Raw genomic sequence first — 15871 nt, forward strand, 5'->3', positions numbered from 1 at the left:
ACCCGATCGGCACCATCGTGCTGGGCTCGGACGCCCGCAACGTCAGCGCCGTCCTCATCAACGGCGAGCCCCGCAAGTGGAACGGCCAGGTCCTCGACGTCGATCTGGCCGCCCTGCGCGGCGAGGTGCACGCCTCGCGCGAGTACGTCCTGAACGCCACCACCGGCTGAGAGTCCCCGTCAGCTTCCGAGCCCAGCCGGCTCCATGGCGCCGCGCACCTGGGGAACCGGCGGCCTGGTTCCGATTCCACCACGCGACGAACCTGGTGGTCAGTCAGCCGTCCGCAGCGGCCGAACATCGGCCTCGAAGCTGCACCGGCGCTCACTTCGCGCAACGGCAGACCGATGAACCGAATCCATCGAGGAGCATGCAATGAGCATCACCGACACCAACGCCACGGACTGGAACCCCAAGGCCCTCGACGGAAGTCGTCGATCACCGGTCCGACGTGGTCCTCGACGAAGGCACGCACGGCCCGGCCGTCCATCGTGAAACAGTGCAGACCGTCCGCGAGTGACTCCGGCGTGGCCGGAGTCGGGGAACGAGGCCAGGCGGGTGGCGATCACGCCCCTTCCGCGGACGGGACCCAGGACGACGGCGCCCGCGCCGTCACCGAACAGGACCGCGGTGCGGCGGTCGGCCGGGTCCAGGATGCGGGAGTAGATGTCGGCGCCGACGACCAGGACGTGTCCTGCGGTGCCGTGCAGCATCCGCTCAACCGTGGTCAGGTCGAACACGATGCCGCCATGTCGACTCGTTTCCGATCGGTCCGGATGGGCGGGGACGGGCTGTGCCGCGGCGCGTCAGACGTCCGGTGCCGGTGCCCGCGCCGCCGGTGCCGGAGAGCCGCTGGCAGCCCTTCGGTGTAGGCAAGTCGGCTGAAGCCGTCGACGGCGGAACGCAGGTAGACGTACCCGCCGCGTGCGCCCTTGTGTTCTTGCGTCGCTCGACAGTTTTGGCCTGGTGGCTTTCGCGTCCATGGACTCGCCAGCCAGCGCCGTCCGGGATCCGGCCGACCTTCTTCACATCGATGTGGACCATGTGCCCCGGACGGCGAGCGGTGATCTTCTGCGGTTCCCGGTTGGTCTCGCCGTTGGGATCGATCAACCGCCGCCGGTTCAGGCCGAGGGCGCGCAGATGCCGCGACACGGTGCGGCGACTGAGTGAGATCCCTTCGGCCTGTAGCTCGAAGCCACCCCTCGCGGGACAGCGGAGCATTGCGGAGGAGCAGAGGCGTTCCTAGCGCCAAGGATCGAGGGCCAGCTTGCCCCGGGTCTGGCCCGCTTCGAGTTGCTGGAGCACCGCCGGTCCCTCGGCCAGGGGATGCACTCGGGGGGTGCCGGGTGGGTACACGCCGTGGGCGATGAGAGTCTCGATCTCGACGAGCAACGATTGGTAGAGGGACGGGGCCGCGACCGCCAGCGCACCTATGTGCAGACCCTTGATCTGGACCTGGTGGGTGAAGACCAGGTCGTGTGTGGTCAGAGTGGCGTCACCGGAAGCGGCACCGAACACGACGATGCATCCGGTGAAGGGTTTGGTGACCGACAGGCTGGCCTCGAACGTGGCCTGGCCCACCGATTCCAGGACCAGATCGACCCCGCCGGTGAGGCGGGTGATCTCCTCAGCCAGATCGGGGCGTCGGCTGTCCAGCACCTCGTCAGCGCCGAGCGCTTTGACAGCTTCGTGCTTCGCTGGTGACGCCGTGGCTATCACCCGCGCACCGTGGTGGCGGGCAAGGCGAACGGCAGCCTGCCCGACGCCGCCGGCCGCGGCATGAACGAGCACCACATCACCCGTCTTGATCTCGCCCAACGGCTTCAGTGCCGCCAAGGCGGTGGCCCAGTTCAGCACGAGGCCGAGCGCTTGGGCGTCGCTCCAGCCGGCCGGCACGGGAAGTACACCCGCGGCTGGCATCGTCATGTACTGCGCGAAGGCGCCCGGTCCGGTTCCGACGACGTGGGTGCCGAGCTGCAACGGTGTTTCGACGTCCGGGCCGACCTCCACGATCTCTCCGGCCGCCTCGAAGCCCGCCACGTAGGGTGCCTGCGGGCCTCCTCCGTAGGTGCCATGGGTCTGCATGACGTCGGCGAAGTTGACCCCGGCGGCGCCGACGCGGATCAGGTACTCGCCGGGGCCCGGGGCAGCGCGGTGGTGATCCGGCGTGAGGGTCAGATCCTTCGGTCCCCGCTGCGACCGCTGGACCAGCGCTCGTACGGTCTGCTCGGCGGTGTTCTGCTGCTTGTTGATCTCCATGCACCGAACGTAGGAGTCTGACACTTACGTCAAGGTCAAGCGGCTGTCAGGGATCAGTACGGCGGGCCTCTCGCAGGTAGGCGTCGAGTGCCGCCTGCTGATCGCTGAGAACGGCGATGCGAGCAGCGAGCCGATCGCGATAGCTCTGCACCTCGTGCAGGAACTCCGCGCACACCGCGTCGGTACCGGCATCGGATCCGTCGGTGAGGCTGGGCAGGACTTCCCTGATCAACCGCACGGGCAGCCCGGACTCCAGCAGCGAGCGGATGACGAGCACCCGGTCGATGGTGGACTGGCAGTAGTCGCGGAACCCATTGCTGAAACGGCCAGGGACGATCAAGCCCTCGTCCTCGTAGTGCCGCAACGATCGCGCACTCACGCCGCTGACTCTGGAAGCTTCGCTGATCTTCATACATGCAGCCAACATCCAGAAGCACCGCAGTCTTCCGGCACTCGCTACGACGAGTTGACGACCTGCTCAGGCGTCAACCGCCTTATGTCCCGCAACACTTGGCGCTGGTCACAGCGAAGGCGACGGGCAGGCCCTGGAGGGTGCACACCAGGTGCAGACGCAGTCCCCAGGAGAAGCGGCTGTGGCTGGCGCCATAGCCGTACTCGGCCCATCCGGCCAAGTCGGAGCGTTTCACGGTCTCCCGTGAGCGGCGGAATCCACGGTGACCCGGCGGAGCAACTCGGTAGCCTTGCGGAGCCGCTTGTTGTAGCCGGGTTGCTGCGGCAGGCAGGGGAAGAGGTGCCGCAGGTGGGTTCGGGCGTGCCGGAGCCATCTGGCCTCGGAAGTGAAGCCGAGCATGGCCTGCGTCATCGCGAGAGCGATCAGTTCGGCGTCCGTGAGCTGCGGTGCAATCTCCACAGCCGGCTGCCACGGAGCCAAGTCCGGCCGCTCCTTCAGCAGATCGTCGGTCGTCGCATAGAGTGCTGCCGCACACCCACCGTGGGTTCGCTGGCGTGGAGTGCACCGGCGACGGACTCGCCCGATCTCATAGACGATCTTGAAAGGTGGGTGGCAACGTGATGGAGATCCGCACGTTCACCGAGGCGGATCGGTCGGGCCTCCGGGACCTGTTCGGCCGTGCCGGGGCAGGATCTCCCAGCGAATCGCTGTGGGGCCATGACGAGTCCGAGGCTGCCGTCTACCTTGAGCCATACATGGACCTGGCGCCCGCCTCGCTCTTCCTCGCCGTCGATGGCAGCCGTTTGGTCGGCTACCTGGCCGGCTGTACGGACAGTGCGGCGTTTCCCAGCGAGAGCGAGCGCATGGAGAAGGCCATCAAGCAGTACAGGCTGTTCATCAGGTTACGACCGGCGGCGTTCTTCGCTCGGGCTCTCGCCGATCTGGCATGGGCTGCGGTCCGGCGGAGGCCGACCGCCAGCGACTTCGACGATGCGCGTTGGCCAGCACACCTGCATATCAACGTGGCCCCGGAGGCGCGCGGCTCCGGGGCAGCCGATGGTCTGATGGACCGCTGGTTGGAGCAGGTGGCGGAGCAGACGGGCAAGGGCTGCCATCTGCAGACGTTGTTGGAGAACACCCGGGCTGTCCGCTTCTTCGAGCGGAAGGGCTTCACCAAGCACGGTCCGGCAGCCGAAATCCCCGGGCTGCGTCACAACGGCCGACGTGTGCACCAGCAGACCATGGTGTGGAACCCCTGAACGCGCAAACGTCTGCCCCGTAAAGGCCCCTCACCGACTGCTGGACGGGGAAGTCCTGACTCCCGGGCCTGGCCAGACCTCCACTCGCAAAGGCCCGCCATCTGGGGCCGCGCTGTCGTACCGGGCCTTTCACTTCTGTCCGGTGCCGAGTTGGGCGAAGCCTGCACGGAAGGCGCGGTGCAGCCGTGATGGCGGTGGAGCTGTTGGCCGGCCCCTGCTCGGCCGGCCAGTCCGGGGCCCTTATCGGGCCGTTGCCCTGAACTGTCGGCGGAGGTAGGCGTCGAAGACGCCGGCACCGAGCAGGCGGCGGCTGTGCACCAGCATGCGGGCGGCAGGCGTGATCACGTAGCGGATTTTGGGTCGCGGCCCGGTGGCAGCACGTTCGATGACCTTGGCGACGGCCTCGGGCGGGGCGGACAGCGTCCGTGATCGGTAGGACTGTGCCATCTGTCGGTCGGCCGCGTTGTTCAGCATCGAGTACGGGCCTGTCGGAGCAGCCGAGTCGGCCAAGGTGCGGGCCGCCGTATCTCCGAATCCGGTCCGGATCAGGCCGGGTTCCACCAGACTCACCTTGATCCCGAAGGGGGCAGCTTCGAAACGCAGCGCGTCAGTGAGAGCTTCGACCGCGTACTTGCTGGCGTGGTAGTAACCACCCACTGGGAAGACCATTCGCCCGCCCATGGAACCCACATTGACGATGCGCCCGTGTCCGGCGGCGCGCATACCGGGCAGCACCAGCTGCGTCATCCGTGCCAGCCCGAAGACGTTTGTTTCGAACTGGCGGCGGACCTCAGTCAGATCCGTCTCCTCGACGGTCCCGTACGCGCCGTAGCCGGCGTTGTTGACCAGCACGCCGATCGATCCGTGCTCGGCCTCGATGGTCTTGACGGCGGCGGACATGGACTCCTCGTCGGTGACGTCCAGGGCCAGAGTCCTTGCTCCCGCCTCGGCGAGGTCGGCAAGCGTTTCGGGGCGACGGGCCGTGGCGTAGACGGACAGCTCCGGGCGGGCGGCCAAGCGCAGGGCCGTGGCCCGACCGATGCCCGAGGAGGTACCGGTGATCAATATGGCGGTCGTGGTCATGCTGTCTCCTCGGGGAAGTGGTCCAGGCCGGCGATGAACATCTCGACGCCGCGACGCAGGCGCCGGATGGGGACTCGCGGGTCGCTCAGGTTTGTCTCCAGGCCGCGGGTGAAAGCCAGGAGCAATGCGGCCACCTCGTCTGCTTCAGCCTTGGGAAGATCGGGGCGGGCGTCGGTGACGGCCGAGGTGAGCAGCTCACACATGGCCATGTCGTAGGTCTCGATCACATCCGCCGACTGGCGAACCTCAACCGCCAGCAGCTCGGCGGCGTGGGCGGGGCTGTCCTGCCACAGTCGGGCGACCAGCCGCAGCTTGGCCTCCAGCACGCCGGTGAGCCGCTCGGTCAAGTCGCTCTGAGCAGCCGCCGCGGAACGTGACTCGTTCAGTGACGTCTCCAGCAGCCTGGCGGCCAGGCGGCGGAACGCGTCCTGCTTGTTCCGGACGTACTGGTACACGGCGGGGCGAGACATGTCGGCAGCCCGGGCGATGTCGTCCATGGTGGTGCGACGCACCCCATGCCGGGTGAAGCACGCATATGCGGCATCAAGAATCTGTTGGAGGCGGTCGTCCTCTGGCATGCTGACAATACTTGCATGAAATGTCAGTTCGTCAAGCGGGTCGGAAAGTTGCTGCTGCGCGGGCGCCGACTCGTTCCGCAGGGGCTCCTCCTGCGTGCTCGCCCGAGCGAGCGACTGAGCGGGCTGCTCGCTCTCCTGCCGCGTGAGGGGTCATCGTCCAGGAACAGCTCGCCTGCCACAGCGTCGCGGTGGAGCGGTGAGGAGGCCGGCAACGGCGGTGCCCCGGCGGCCTTCGCCCGCGAAGGACCACACTCGGTGGACCGCCGCCAGGACGGACACTGCGGCGGCGCAGCCGGGTCAGCGTGCCTTCTCCACCCGCCGGCCCTCATCGATCAGCGCACGGCAACCGCTGGTGCGCCCTGAGCCGAGCTTGGAAGGCGTTCGTTGCAAGCCTGCTCACATCGGCATACCGCGGCGCAGACGCGGCAGTGCTCGTGCATATCCGTATGGGCGTTTCACTTGACCGCGCAGGCCTCGCAGGCCTCGCAGGCCGTGGCGCACGGCTGCGGGATCGCCCGGCTGACGTTCGCGTCGTAGCCGGTGCGCCGCGAAAGCACCGACGCCGTGGTGCTGCCCGTGTCGGGCCCTGACCGGCAACGCCGGTCCCCTGGTCCGACTGCCCGTCGACCGGGTCGCCAGCGGCGCGCCCGTTTCGTCGAACGGGCGCGCCGTAGGGTGCACTCCGACGAACCGGCCGTCAGCGACCACGACTTCCCGGCGGTACGGGAGGCGTGCGCCGAACGGGCCGGCCTGTGCCGTACCGGCTCGGTGAGCGGGGCGCGGGCCGTGCTGCTGCCGCTGCGCCCACGGGTGGATTTCGCGGCGCGGTGGTTCGGGGCGACGCGGAGCCGGACGGTGCGCTGACGGCGAGGTCAGTCCGTGTGGCGGGGATCAAAGGAGTCGGTGTCGACCGTGAGCGGTTCGGGGAATGAGCCGGCGACGGCGTCCCAGCGGACGAACTTGAAGTTGGTGCCCTCGCGGTCGCCGTCGGCCGGGGTGGCCTCACCGTCGTGGGTGATCAGCAGACCCTTGGGGAAGGACCGGCCCAGGGGGACGTTGACGACCGTGGAGCCGTCGGAGTGCTGCACGCCGTCGGTGGCGCCGTCGGTGACGGCGAACGAGCCGAGGTAGCCGTTGTCCCCGTCGCGTTCGTACACGGCGAAGGTGTCGTCGCCCTGGCTGGAGGCGAGGACGTATCCGGTGCCGTCCTCGGCGTGGTAGACGGTGACGCCCTCCGCGTCGGCGGCCAGGTGCTCACCGCCGAAGCCGGGGTCATGGTCGGTGTCGAGGACGCACTCCTCCTCCTCGGCGTCGTACGTCCATGGCGTGCCGTACTCGCGGACGCGGTCGATGAGCTCGGGGTCCTCGAACTCCTCGTCGTCCAGGTCGATCCGCCACAGGCCCACCGCCTCCTGGGCGGCGTACAGGACGTGCTCCTCCAGGTCGACGGCCATGCCCTCCACCTGGGGGTTCTCACCCGGGTCCGCGCACGGGGTCCACCCGGTGCCGTCAGGCAGGGCGAAGGTGGAGGGCAGGTCGAGGGTGTCCTCGGTCTTGTAGCCGACGCGCCCGTCCTCGTCCTCCAGCTGGAGCAGGCGCAGGCGGGTCTCCTCGCGCTGCGACACCACCACGAACGCCTTGTCGTCGTCCTTGAAAGCGGTCAGGCCGTAGGAGGTGCGCTGGTCGTCCACCTCGGCCTCGTCGGCGGCGAAGACCGGCGTGACGTCGGCTGAGGTGACGTCCTTCAGCGGCGGCTTGCCGGCCGCGACGGCCGCGGGGTCGATGGCGTAGGCGCGGATGCGGTCCCGGCCCCGGTCGCTGACGAGGGCCAGGTCCGTCTTCTCGCCGTCCAGTTCGAAACCGTAGACGATGTCGACGTTGTTGAAGCGGCCGGGCTTGGCGTCCTCGTTCGGGGCCTGGGGTGCCGCTACGTGCTGCAGGCGGCGGCCGCCGAGTCCGTAGACATCGAGGCCGGCCTCCTTCAGCGTGCCGATGACGATGCTGCGGCCGGGGTTCTCAGGGTCGACCCACACGGCTGGGTCGTCGGCGTCGGCGTTGCCGCCGGCCTCGTCGTCGTAGACCACCGGAGTCTCCACGGAGGCCGTGACGGTCGACGGGGCCGTGGGACCGGTGGTCAGGGTGAACGCGGTGGCGAGTGCGGTCAGGGTGCTGAGAGCGAAGGCGCTCACGTTACTCCTTGGTAGGAATGCGGACGCCGGGAACGCTAGGGAACGTTCGCGAAGGAATCGCGAAGCGGTCATGAACGCGGGATGATGTCACGGTCCGGCGTGTCGCCCGGACGCAGGCCGGCCGGCCGAGTGCTCGGGCGGTACTCCTCCCGTCGGTCGAGTGCGGGGTGTCGTGACGCCTGACGGCGTCCGTTTCCCACGGTTGGCGTCCCGCACTCGTACACGCTCCCTGAACTTCCGTACGACTACCCGGCGCTCGCCCCGGTCATCTGCCCGGAAATCATCGGGCTGCATCACGACAAGCACCATGCGGCGTACGTGAAGGGTGCGAACGGCACTCTGGAGCAGCTCGCCGAGGCGCGGGCAAGGAGTCGCGGGGGACGATCAACGGCCTGGAGAAGAACCTGGCCTTCCACCTCTCCGGGCACAGGTCTACGACCACCAGGGCAACGTGGGCCAGGGGTCCGCCCCGATCCTGGTCTTCGACGCCTGGGAGCACGCCTTCTGCCTCCAGGACAAGAACCAGAAGGTCGACTTCATCGAGGCCATGTGGCAGGTCGTCAACTGGCAGGACGTGGAGAGCGCTACGCCGCCGCCAAGGAGCGCGGCGACAGCCTGCTCCTCGAACCGTGACACCTGGACCACACCGATGTCCTGCTCGTGATGGCCTTCTCACCTTTCACCGGGCAGGCACCAAGAAGGGCCCCGCAAGCACCGCTTGCCGGGGCCCTTCCGTGATCACGAGGCGGAGGGATCCGCCTCGACCCGAGTGGCCAGAGCCGGTGCTCCGGGAAGGAAGGTCACCTGAGGGGCACCCGTGCGTGGATGGACGATGACCTCGCTCGCCACGCCGTAGACCCTCGCCAGCAGGTGGGGCGTGAGGACTTCGGCGGGTGGACCCGAGGCGGTGACCTTGCCGTCGCGCATGACGTAGAGGCGGTCGCAGTAGTACGCGGCGAGGTTGAGGTCGTGCAGGGCCACCAGGACCGTCGCGGACAGCCGCCGCAACGTGCCGAGGACTTCCAACTGGTGGCGGATGTCCAGGTGGTTGGTGGGCTCGTCCAGGACGAGCAGGGACGGCTGCTGGACCAGCGCGCGGGCGATGAGCACACGCTGGCGCTCACCGCCGGAGAGCCGGTCGAAGGAGCGATGGGCCAGGTCGGTGGCGTCCACCACGGCGAGCGCCGACCTGATCAACTCGGCATCCTCGGCGGTGTCACCGTCGAGCAGCCGCTTGTGCGGGGTGCGGCCCATCGCGACGACCTCACGCACCGAGAGGTCGAATTCGGCACCCGACTCCTGTACGACCGCCGCCACCGTCCTGGCGAGCTGCCGCACGGGCAGCGACCAGGCGTCGGTGCCGTCGACACCCACGCGGCCGGTCGCGGGGCGCAGGGCGCGGTAGACGGCCCGCAGCAGGCTGGACTTGCCACTGCCGTTCGGTCCGACCAGGCCGATGACCTCGCCGGGCCGGGCGGTCAGGGAGACGTCCTCGACCAGGCAGTGCGCGCCTGCGGTGAGGGTGACGCCGTCGATGACGAGTTCAGTGCCGGTCATGCCCCTCCCCGGTCGGTGCTCCGCCGGGCGTCGCGGCGCATCAGCCACAGGAAGAACGGGCCGCCGCACAGGGCGGTGAGCACGCCGACGGGGATCTCCATGGGCGCGGCGACGACGCGGGCGGCGATGTCGGCCCACATGAGGAACACCGCGCCGCCGAGCGCGGCCGTCGGCAGGACGCGTCGATGGTCGCCGCCGACGGCGAGACGGACGATGTGCGGCAGCATCAGTCCCACGAAGCCGATCGGTCCGCAGGCCGCGACCAGGATGCCGGTGACGAGGGAGAGCAGGACGAACATGCGGGCGCGGAAGCGTGCCACGTCCAACCCCATCGTGGTCGCGGCCTCCTCGCCGGCGAGCAGCAGGTTCAGGTTGCGGGCCTGGACCAGGAGGGTGGCGATGCCCAGAACCAGGGCGGCGCCGGGCAGCCACAGGGAGTCCCAGCTGACGCCACCGAGGCCGCCGAGGGTCCAGGCGAGGACCGCCCGGGCCTCGTTGCCCCGGTCGGTGGTGAGCAGCAGCAGGTTCAGGACGGCGGTGAGCATCGCGGCGACGGCCACGCCGGACAGCACCAGCCGGGCTGAGGTGATCCTGCCGCCGGTGCGGGCGGTGGCGTAGACCAGCAGCAGCGCGCCGAGCGCGCCCGCGAAGGCGGCGACCGGCAGTGACACCACCCCGAACCAGGTCACCCCGAACACGATCACCACGACGGCGCCCAGGGACGCCCCGGATGAGACACCGAGCAGGTACGGCTCGGCGAGCGGATTGCGGATCAAGGCCTGCAGAGCGGTTCCCACGACCGCCAGTCCGGCGCCGGCCACGGCCCCCAGAAGCACGCGCGGGGCGCGTACGTCCAGCACGATGGTTGCCCGCGCCTGCGACCAGTCCCGTTCCACCCAGTCGGCACCCAGAGCGTGCGTCATGATGCCCCACACCTGGCCGGGCGGCACCCGCACCGAGCCGATGGCCAGCCCAGCCGTCGCGGAGACCCCCAGGAGGACGGCCAGGACGACGAGCGTGACAGTGACACCGGCCCGGTCCGCCCGCCTGTCGCCCTCCCGCCGTTGTCGCACGGCCTGCTCGGTGCCGGTCTCGACGACCGGGGCCGTCATGCGAAGCTCTCGGGGTGGATGCCGCGGGCCAGCTCCTCGATCGCGTAGGCCGAGCGGATGCCGACCAGGGTCGCGGTCAGCGGCAGGACGACGAACCGCTCGTTCCTGACGGCGGGGACGTCCTTGAGTGCGGGCTGGGAGAGCAGGAACTGTTTCTTCTGCTCGACACTCCCGGCGTCGGCGTAGTCGTAGATCGCGATGACCTCGGGCTTGCGTTCGACGACCTGCTCCCAGGAGACGTCGCCGAAGACGTCGTCGAGGTCGGCGAAGACGTTCTTGCCGCCGGCCAGCCGGATCAGTTCGGTGCCCAGGCTCTTGCCGCCCGCGGTGAAGGCGGCCTTGTCGCCGCTGTCGTAGACGAAGACGCGCGTCTCGGGTTCGTCCTCGACCTTGGTGGCGGCCTCGTCGACGCGGACTGTGAGGTCGGCGACCAGTTCGTCGGCCCGGTCCGGGACGCCGAAGATCCCGCCGATCGTGCGGATCTCGTCGTAGGTGTCCTTCATCGTCACCCGCTTCTTCCCGCAGTATTCGCGGTTGAGGTGGGTGTCGATGCCGGCGTCGGCGAACGCCTTGCGGGAGCGGCCCTCGTTCTCGGCGAAGGCGCTGCCGTAGCCGCCGTAGACGAGATCGGGCCCGGCCTCCAGGATCGTCTCGAAGGACGGTTCCCTCTCCGCCAACCGAGGGATCGCCCTATAGGCCTTCTCCAGCTCGGGCAGGACCCCGGAGTCGGGGAAGGCGGTACCGACCATACGATCCCGCAGACCGAGCGCGAGCATGAGTTCCGCCGGGTGCTGGTGGATGGTGACGACGCGGGAAGGCGGCTTTTCGTACGTCGTCCTCACACCGCAGTTGTCGACGGTGACGGGGAAGCCGGCGGCCGACGAGGCCGTTGCCTCCACGTCTTCGGCGGTGTCCTGCGACGAACCGCAGCCGGCAGTCAGCAGGGCCGCGTGCAGGGCGACGGCGGCAGCCGTGGAGCGCAGGGCATGCCGCTTGCGGGCAGGGGTGAACAGCGGGGGACGGGACGTGCCGTCGTACACGTGAAGCCTCCTGGGGAGTCCGCGCTCCTCGGATCGGGCCCGCGACAGGCCAGTGTCCTGACTCCCGGATCGACACCTCCCCCTGCCTTCCCGCGCCGTGGGCGCAGTGGCGTGCAATGGGGTGCACTCCCCGGTCACAGTGGCGGGACCGTGCCGGATTCGCACCGGCTTCCTGTCTCCCGTCGCGGTGATGACCCACTGATCCTACGGTCTGCCGAGAAGCGGCCAAAGGGCGTGCGCACCCCGGCGCTGGTGGCCACAGCACGAGCGCTACACCTGTCGGTCTCCTCCACCGAGGCGGTCTTCGCGGCGCCACCGATAGCAGCGGGGTACGTTCACCACCCCGAAGGGCTGCGCGTAGGACCTGAACCAGCGTCCTGAACGGGGCACTCGGCAGCGGAATGACCGGCAGGCAGGAGGGCTTCATGTCATACAGGGGAGGAAGAACGGCGGTCGGCCACAGCGGAAGGACAGATCGGAGTGGGCGCCGTCCCTCCACCCGCCCTGCTCGGACAGGGGTGATCGAGCTGGTTCACGCCACGGGTGCCGCCCCGGGCCAGAAACTGCCTGACAGACCTGAGCGCACGGCGCCCGGCCGGTCTGCGGCACTGCCGTCGGCTCCGACCACGGGCGTGCCGGAGCCGACGGCGCCCGCGCTCGGGCTGAGCTGTACGCCGACCTGACCGGGCTCGACCGCGACTGGCGCGAACGGATGCCGATCACCCAGCTGTCGAAACGTTTCTCCCCGGAACCGCTGCGTTTGTTCCATGGAACCTACACGCGCACTGCTTATCTTTGGGAGCGCTCCCATCAGGTTTCTCCCACAGGATTGGAGTCATCCCCCCATGCGGAAGTCGCATTTACCCGCCGGCCTCTCCCGGCCGACCCGTCGCCGCTCCTTCCAGGCGTTCCTGCTGCTGTTCGCCGTGATGGTCGGCGCCTTGTCGTGGACGGGCACCGCCCAGGCCCACGGTTCCGTCGTCGGTCCCGCCTCCCGCGCGTACCACTGCTGGGAGGAATGGGGTGACGACCACATGAACCCGGCCATGGAACAGCAGGACCCCATGTGCTGGCAGGCCTACCAGGCGAACCCGAACACCATGTGGAACTGGATGAGCATGCTGCAGGACGGGCTCGGAGGCCAGTTCGAGGCACGGATCCCCGACGGCAAGCTCTGCAGCAACAACCTCGCGAACTTCGAGAGCCTGAACCGGCCCGGTCCGTGGAAGACGACCACCGTCGGTGACAACTTCTCGATCCACCTGCACGACCAGGCATCCCACGGCGCGGACTACTTCAAGGTCTACGTGAGCAAGCAGGGCTTCGACCCCAAGACCCAGAGCCTGGGCTGGGACGACCTGGACTTCATCACGCAGACCGGCCGCTTCGCTCCGGCACAGGACATCACCTTCCCCGTCCGGACCTCCGGCTACTCAGGACATCACATCGTCTTCACGATCTGGCAGGCCTCGCACCTCGACCAGGCCTACCTGATGTGCAGCGACGTGAACTTCGGCTGAGCCGGGAAGCACCCCAGCAGGCCGTCGCTGATCCGGTCACCGGATCCGGCCGGGTCGGGGCGGGCGACCTGCACGGTCACCTGCCCCGACCCGGCGGCATTCCCGCAGCGACAGCGCACCCCGGAGCCGCTCCCGGAGCCGCTTCCTTAGCGCTGGACACGCTGATGGCGGGAGCCGCCTGATCCGGAGGAAGCGAGAGTTCCCGACGGCGGATCTGCAAGGACCACTCGGACAAGTTCAGAACCGATCCCGTGGCCCTGTCCGAGCCCACGCCCGGGGCGACCTGCAACGGCATCGCCGCCGACCGGGCATCAACCGGAAGACCTGCGCGACGGGGTGTTCACACAACCGGTTCACGGAGGCGTCGTCGACACCCTCGCCGCCCAGCCCGAACAGCCGGTCGTCGCTCCACCGCTGTCGGCGTGCCCGGAGGACGGGCACGCTCCGGCGCGAGCGGGCGGCTTAGGCGGCCTCGCGGAGAGCGTCGAGCCGGCGGTTGCCGCGTCCATGACCCCGGCGATGTCGGTGCTCGACGGTTTCCGGCTCCGCGGTGGGGTGCCGGAGACCGGAAACACCCTCGCGAGGGCCTTCACGCGTCTCCGCCGAGACGTCGGCTCCGCCTCGCAGCACCTTGGACACGGTGGGCACGCTCGTACCTGCGGTTCCGGCCACCAGGGACAAGTGTGGGCGCGATCCGCCTGGTCGAAGGGGCGTGGGGGGCAGGTCGACTCAACCGGTGAGGAGGCCGTCCGGGGGCCGGGGAGGCATCTCGACCGAAACCGGGCCGGCCGCAGGCGGGTGCCCTACGGGGTGCGCCACCCGCCCGCACACCGAGCGTCACGCGGACGGCGCCGGGGCGTACTCGAACCAGTCGAAGGCGACCGCGCCCTCGATGGCGTACATGCCGATCACACGGCCGGTGAAGCCGCCGGCGACCTCGGTGGACAGGTAGCGCCCGTCCAGTTCGGCGAGCGGCCGGGCGTCCGGAGCGTCGGGATCGTCGAGCCAGAAGGCGATGGTGTCGGGGCCCGTGGTGCCGCCGTCGGTGAGTTCGGGCGACGCGGGCACGAGGCCCGACGTCCGGATCGTGACGGTGAGGGGCAGCGGCCCGGCTGGAACCGGCCGGCGGGCCACGGTCTGGCGCAGCGGCCCGATCCGGGCGGCGACGCCGACCTCCCCGTCCCCGGCCTCCAGTTCGTAGTGGTGGGCCTCGTCCAGGCGTACGCAGAGACCACCGCGTCCCGTACCCGGGTCGATCACGGCGGCGACGCGGCAGTCGTGGTGCTGCTGACGACGGCCGACGAAGGTGTAACCGGGGTGGTCGAGCGTGGGACCGGTGGCGCTGAGGACCAGCCGGCCGGGGCGCTCGGTGAGCGACCAGGAGTCCTCCGGACGGACGAACGGCGAGATCCAGTGCGGTGCGAGAGCGGCCCCGTCGAAGTCGTCGCGGGCGGGCGGGGCCGGAACGGGCTGCCAGGCACCGCCCGGGGCCGCGTGGCTCTCGGGAACGGGCGTGACGACGGGCCAGCCGTCCTCGTCCCACTCCACGGGGGTCAGGAACGTCTCGCGGCCGAGTACGTGCACGTCGGGCGTGAAGCCGCGGGGGCGGACGCCGAGCAGCACCATCCACCAGCTGCCGTCGGGAGCCTGCACCAGGTCGGCGTGACCGGTGTTCTGGATGGAGCGGGCAGTGCCGCTGTGGGACAGCAGGGGATTGGCGGGTGCGCCCTCCCAAGGGCCGCGCGGCGAGCGGCTGCGCGCTATGGACACGCTGTGGCCGCGTTCCGTGCCGCCTTCCGCGATCAGCAGGTACCACCAGTCGCCGATGCGGTAGAGGTGCGGCGCCTCGGGGTACTTGAGGCCGCTGCCCGACCATGTGGCGAAAGGCCCCTCCAGCACTTCGCCCTTGACCGGGTCGATCCTGGCCATGTTGATGCCCCCTTCGGGGCCGGAGAAGGCGCACCAGCAGGTGCCGTCCTCCTCCCACGCCAGGTCGGGGTCGATCCCGGTCAGGTCGATCCACACCGGGTCGCTCCACGGCCCCTCGGGCCGCTCGGCCGAGACGACGAAGTTGCCGCCACCGTCGACATTGGTGTTGATGACCCGGTAGCGGCCGTCGTGGTGACGGATCGTGGGGGCGTAGAGCCCTCCGGACGCCTTGGCGCCGGGGAGGGGCAGCGGCAGTTGCCCGGGCCGGTCGAGCACGTTGCCGATCTGTTCCCAGTGCACGAGGTCCTTGCTGTGGAAGAGCGGCAGCCCGGGGAAGTACTCGAAGCTGGAACACACCAGGTAGTAGTCGTCACCGACCCGGCACACGCTCGGATCGGGGTGGAACCCGCTGATCACAGGGTTGTCGTACTTGTGCACGGAAACGTTCCCTTCGAGCCGCCGGGCGCCGTTGGAACGAGTCTAGGGTGGCCTTGATCACGAGTCGTGGTTCTGGCTCAACTTCCGGGAAGCAGCCACTGAGCGTCGCAGACACGGGGGTGAACGCCTCGATGGTCAGGGCTGGATCGACCCCACCAGGTTGGGGAACCGATTCGCTTGTGTGAGGGGAACCGACGTGCCCGGCAGACCACGGCTGGAGGAAGCCCTCGACTTCCCGAGGGCCGGGCAGTCGGAGATGACCGAGTGGAGGACCTGGGGTACATGGCTCGCGTTCACGCGTTTCGGGCGGAGGCGCTCAGCGAATCACCAACTGGATGGACCCGTCCGATCAACTGACCGGGCCCACCGAGGGAACACGCTCTAGGTGTGCTGTTCCGGGACGTTGGTGACACGCATGCTGGGTGCTTGAACGGGTGAGGGCCTTCTGGGTTCGGTGTGGATTGCGACATCTACGCCCGACCGCCAGGAGGCCCTCGT

At 69.3% G+C, this 15871-nt stretch carries 13 protein-coding genes, 4 pseudogenes and 1 riboswitch; of the genes and pseudogenes, 5 read left to right on the top strand and 12 right to left on the bottom strand.

Annotated features, from left to right (window positions below):
- Positions 1-170, top strand: a pseudogene (locus F1615_RS36755) (amidohydrolase family protein); the annotation flags it as partial.
- Between the two features lie 99 nt (positions 171-269).
- Here F1615_RS36755 and F1615_RS37280 read toward each other — a convergent pair.
- From F1615_RS37280 to F1615_RS35115, 5 genes and pseudogenes are all read right to left on the bottom strand, one after another.
- Entirely contained in the window at positions 270-710 is a 441-nt protein-coding gene (locus F1615_RS37280; RefSeq protein ID WP_167533957.1) for a hypothetical protein, read from the bottom strand.
- A gap of 143 nt (positions 711-853) precedes the next feature.
- Positions 854-1188, bottom strand: a pseudogene (locus F1615_RS35100) (IS481 family transposase); the annotation flags it as partial.
- Positions 1189-1239: 51 nt separating this feature from the next.
- A complete protein-coding gene (locus tag F1615_RS35105) occupies positions 1240-2256 on the bottom strand; it encodes an NADPH:quinone oxidoreductase family protein (protein WP_149553089.1) in 1017 nt (338 codons plus the stop codon).
- Between the two features lie 46 nt (positions 2257-2302).
- Positions 2303-2668 carry a MerR family transcriptional regulator gene (locus F1615_RS35110; RefSeq protein WP_149553090.1) on the bottom strand — a complete coding sequence of 122 codons (366 nt, stop codon included), beginning with the start codon at positions 2666-2668 and terminating at the stop codon, positions 2303-2305.
- A 97-nt stretch (positions 2669-2765) separates the two neighbouring features.
- Positions 2766-3253: pseudogene (locus F1615_RS35115) on the bottom strand (hypothetical protein); the annotation flags it as partial.
- A gap of 35 nt (positions 3254-3288) precedes the next feature.
- Between F1615_RS35115 and F1615_RS35120 the strand changes: the two are divergent.
- The gene (locus F1615_RS35120; protein WP_149553099.1) at positions 3289-3927 is read left to right on the top strand and encodes a GNAT family N-acetyltransferase; all 639 of its coding nucleotides are present in this window, start codon (positions 3289-3291) and stop codon (positions 3925-3927) included.
- Positions 3928-4167: 240 nt separating this feature from the next.
- On the opposite strand, the gene F1615_RS35125 is transcribed toward F1615_RS35120, so the two are convergent.
- Complete coding sequence (locus F1615_RS35125; protein WP_149553091.1) at positions 4168-5010, bottom strand: oxidoreductase; 843 nt, start codon at positions 5008-5010, stop codon at positions 4168-4170.
- Positions 5007-5588: a TetR/AcrR family transcriptional regulator gene (locus F1615_RS35130; protein WP_149553092.1), complete on the bottom strand. Its 582-nt coding sequence runs from the start codon at positions 5586-5588 to the stop codon at positions 5007-5009. The genes F1615_RS35125 and F1615_RS35130 overlap by 4 nt, the downstream gene beginning before the upstream one ends.
- 576 nt (positions 5589-6164) lie before the next feature.
- On the opposite strand from F1615_RS35130, the gene F1615_RS36765 reads away from it, so the two are divergent.
- Positions 6165-6452 (top strand): AAC(3) family N-acetyltransferase, encoded by a 288-nt coding sequence (locus tag F1615_RS36765; RefSeq protein ID WP_280118923.1) that lies wholly within the window; start codon positions 6165-6167, stop codon positions 6450-6452.
- Between the two features lie 8 nt (positions 6453-6460).
- Here the strand turns inward: F1615_RS36765 and F1615_RS35140 are convergent, their stop codons facing one another.
- A complete protein-coding gene (locus F1615_RS35140) occupies positions 6461-7849 on the bottom strand; it encodes a phytase (RefSeq protein WP_149553094.1) in 1389 nt (462 codons plus the stop codon).
- A 195-nt stretch (positions 7850-8044) separates the two neighbouring features.
- On the opposite strand from F1615_RS35140, the pseudogene F1615_RS35145 reads away from it, so the two are divergent.
- Positions 8045-8410: pseudogene (locus tag F1615_RS35145) on the top strand (Fe-Mn family superoxide dismutase).
- 105 nt (positions 8411-8515) lie between these two features.
- Here the strand turns inward: F1615_RS35145 and F1615_RS35150 are convergent.
- Genes F1615_RS35150 through F1615_RS35160 form a run of 3 tightly spaced genes read right to left on the bottom strand, consistent with a single transcriptional unit; the run spans position 8516 to position 11486 of the window.
- Entirely contained in the window at positions 8516-9334 is an 819-nt protein-coding gene (locus F1615_RS35150; protein ID WP_149553095.1) for an ABC transporter ATP-binding protein, read from the bottom strand.
- Positions 9331-10446, bottom strand: a complete 1116-nt coding sequence (locus F1615_RS35155; protein WP_149553096.1) for a FecCD family ABC transporter permease — start codon at positions 10444-10446, stop codon at positions 9331-9333. The genes F1615_RS35150 and F1615_RS35155 overlap by 4 nt, the downstream gene beginning before the upstream one ends.
- Positions 10443-11486 carry an ABC transporter substrate-binding protein gene (locus tag F1615_RS35160; RefSeq protein WP_149553097.1) on the bottom strand — a complete coding sequence of 348 codons (1044 nt, stop codon included), beginning with the start codon at positions 11484-11486 and terminating at the stop codon, positions 10443-10445. Before F1615_RS35160 ends, F1615_RS35155 begins: the two co-directional genes overlap by 4 nt.
- 30 nt (positions 11487-11516) lie before the next feature.
- Positions 11517-11700, bottom strand: a riboswitch (cobalamin riboswitch).
- Positions 11701-12400: 700 nt separating this feature from the next.
- Here F1615_RS35160 and F1615_RS35165 point away from each other — a divergent pair.
- The gene (locus tag F1615_RS35165) at positions 12401-13006 is read left to right on the top strand and encodes a lytic polysaccharide monooxygenase auxiliary activity family 9 protein (protein ID WP_149553100.1); all 606 of its coding nucleotides are present in this window, start codon (positions 12401-12403) and stop codon (positions 13004-13006) included.
- A gap of 837 nt (positions 13007-13843) precedes the next feature.
- On the opposite strand, the gene F1615_RS35175 is transcribed toward F1615_RS35165, so the two are convergent.
- Complete coding sequence (locus tag F1615_RS35175) at positions 13844-15373, bottom strand: glycoside hydrolase family 43 protein (RefSeq protein ID WP_149553098.1); 1530 nt, start codon at positions 15371-15373, stop codon at positions 13844-13846.
- Between the last annotated feature and the right edge of the window lie 498 nt (positions 15374-15871).

Source organism: Streptomyces marokkonensis (assembly GCF_008312835.1).
Classification (GTDB): domain Bacteria; phylum Actinomycetota; class Actinomycetes; order Streptomycetales; family Streptomycetaceae; genus Streptomyces; species Streptomyces marokkonensis_A.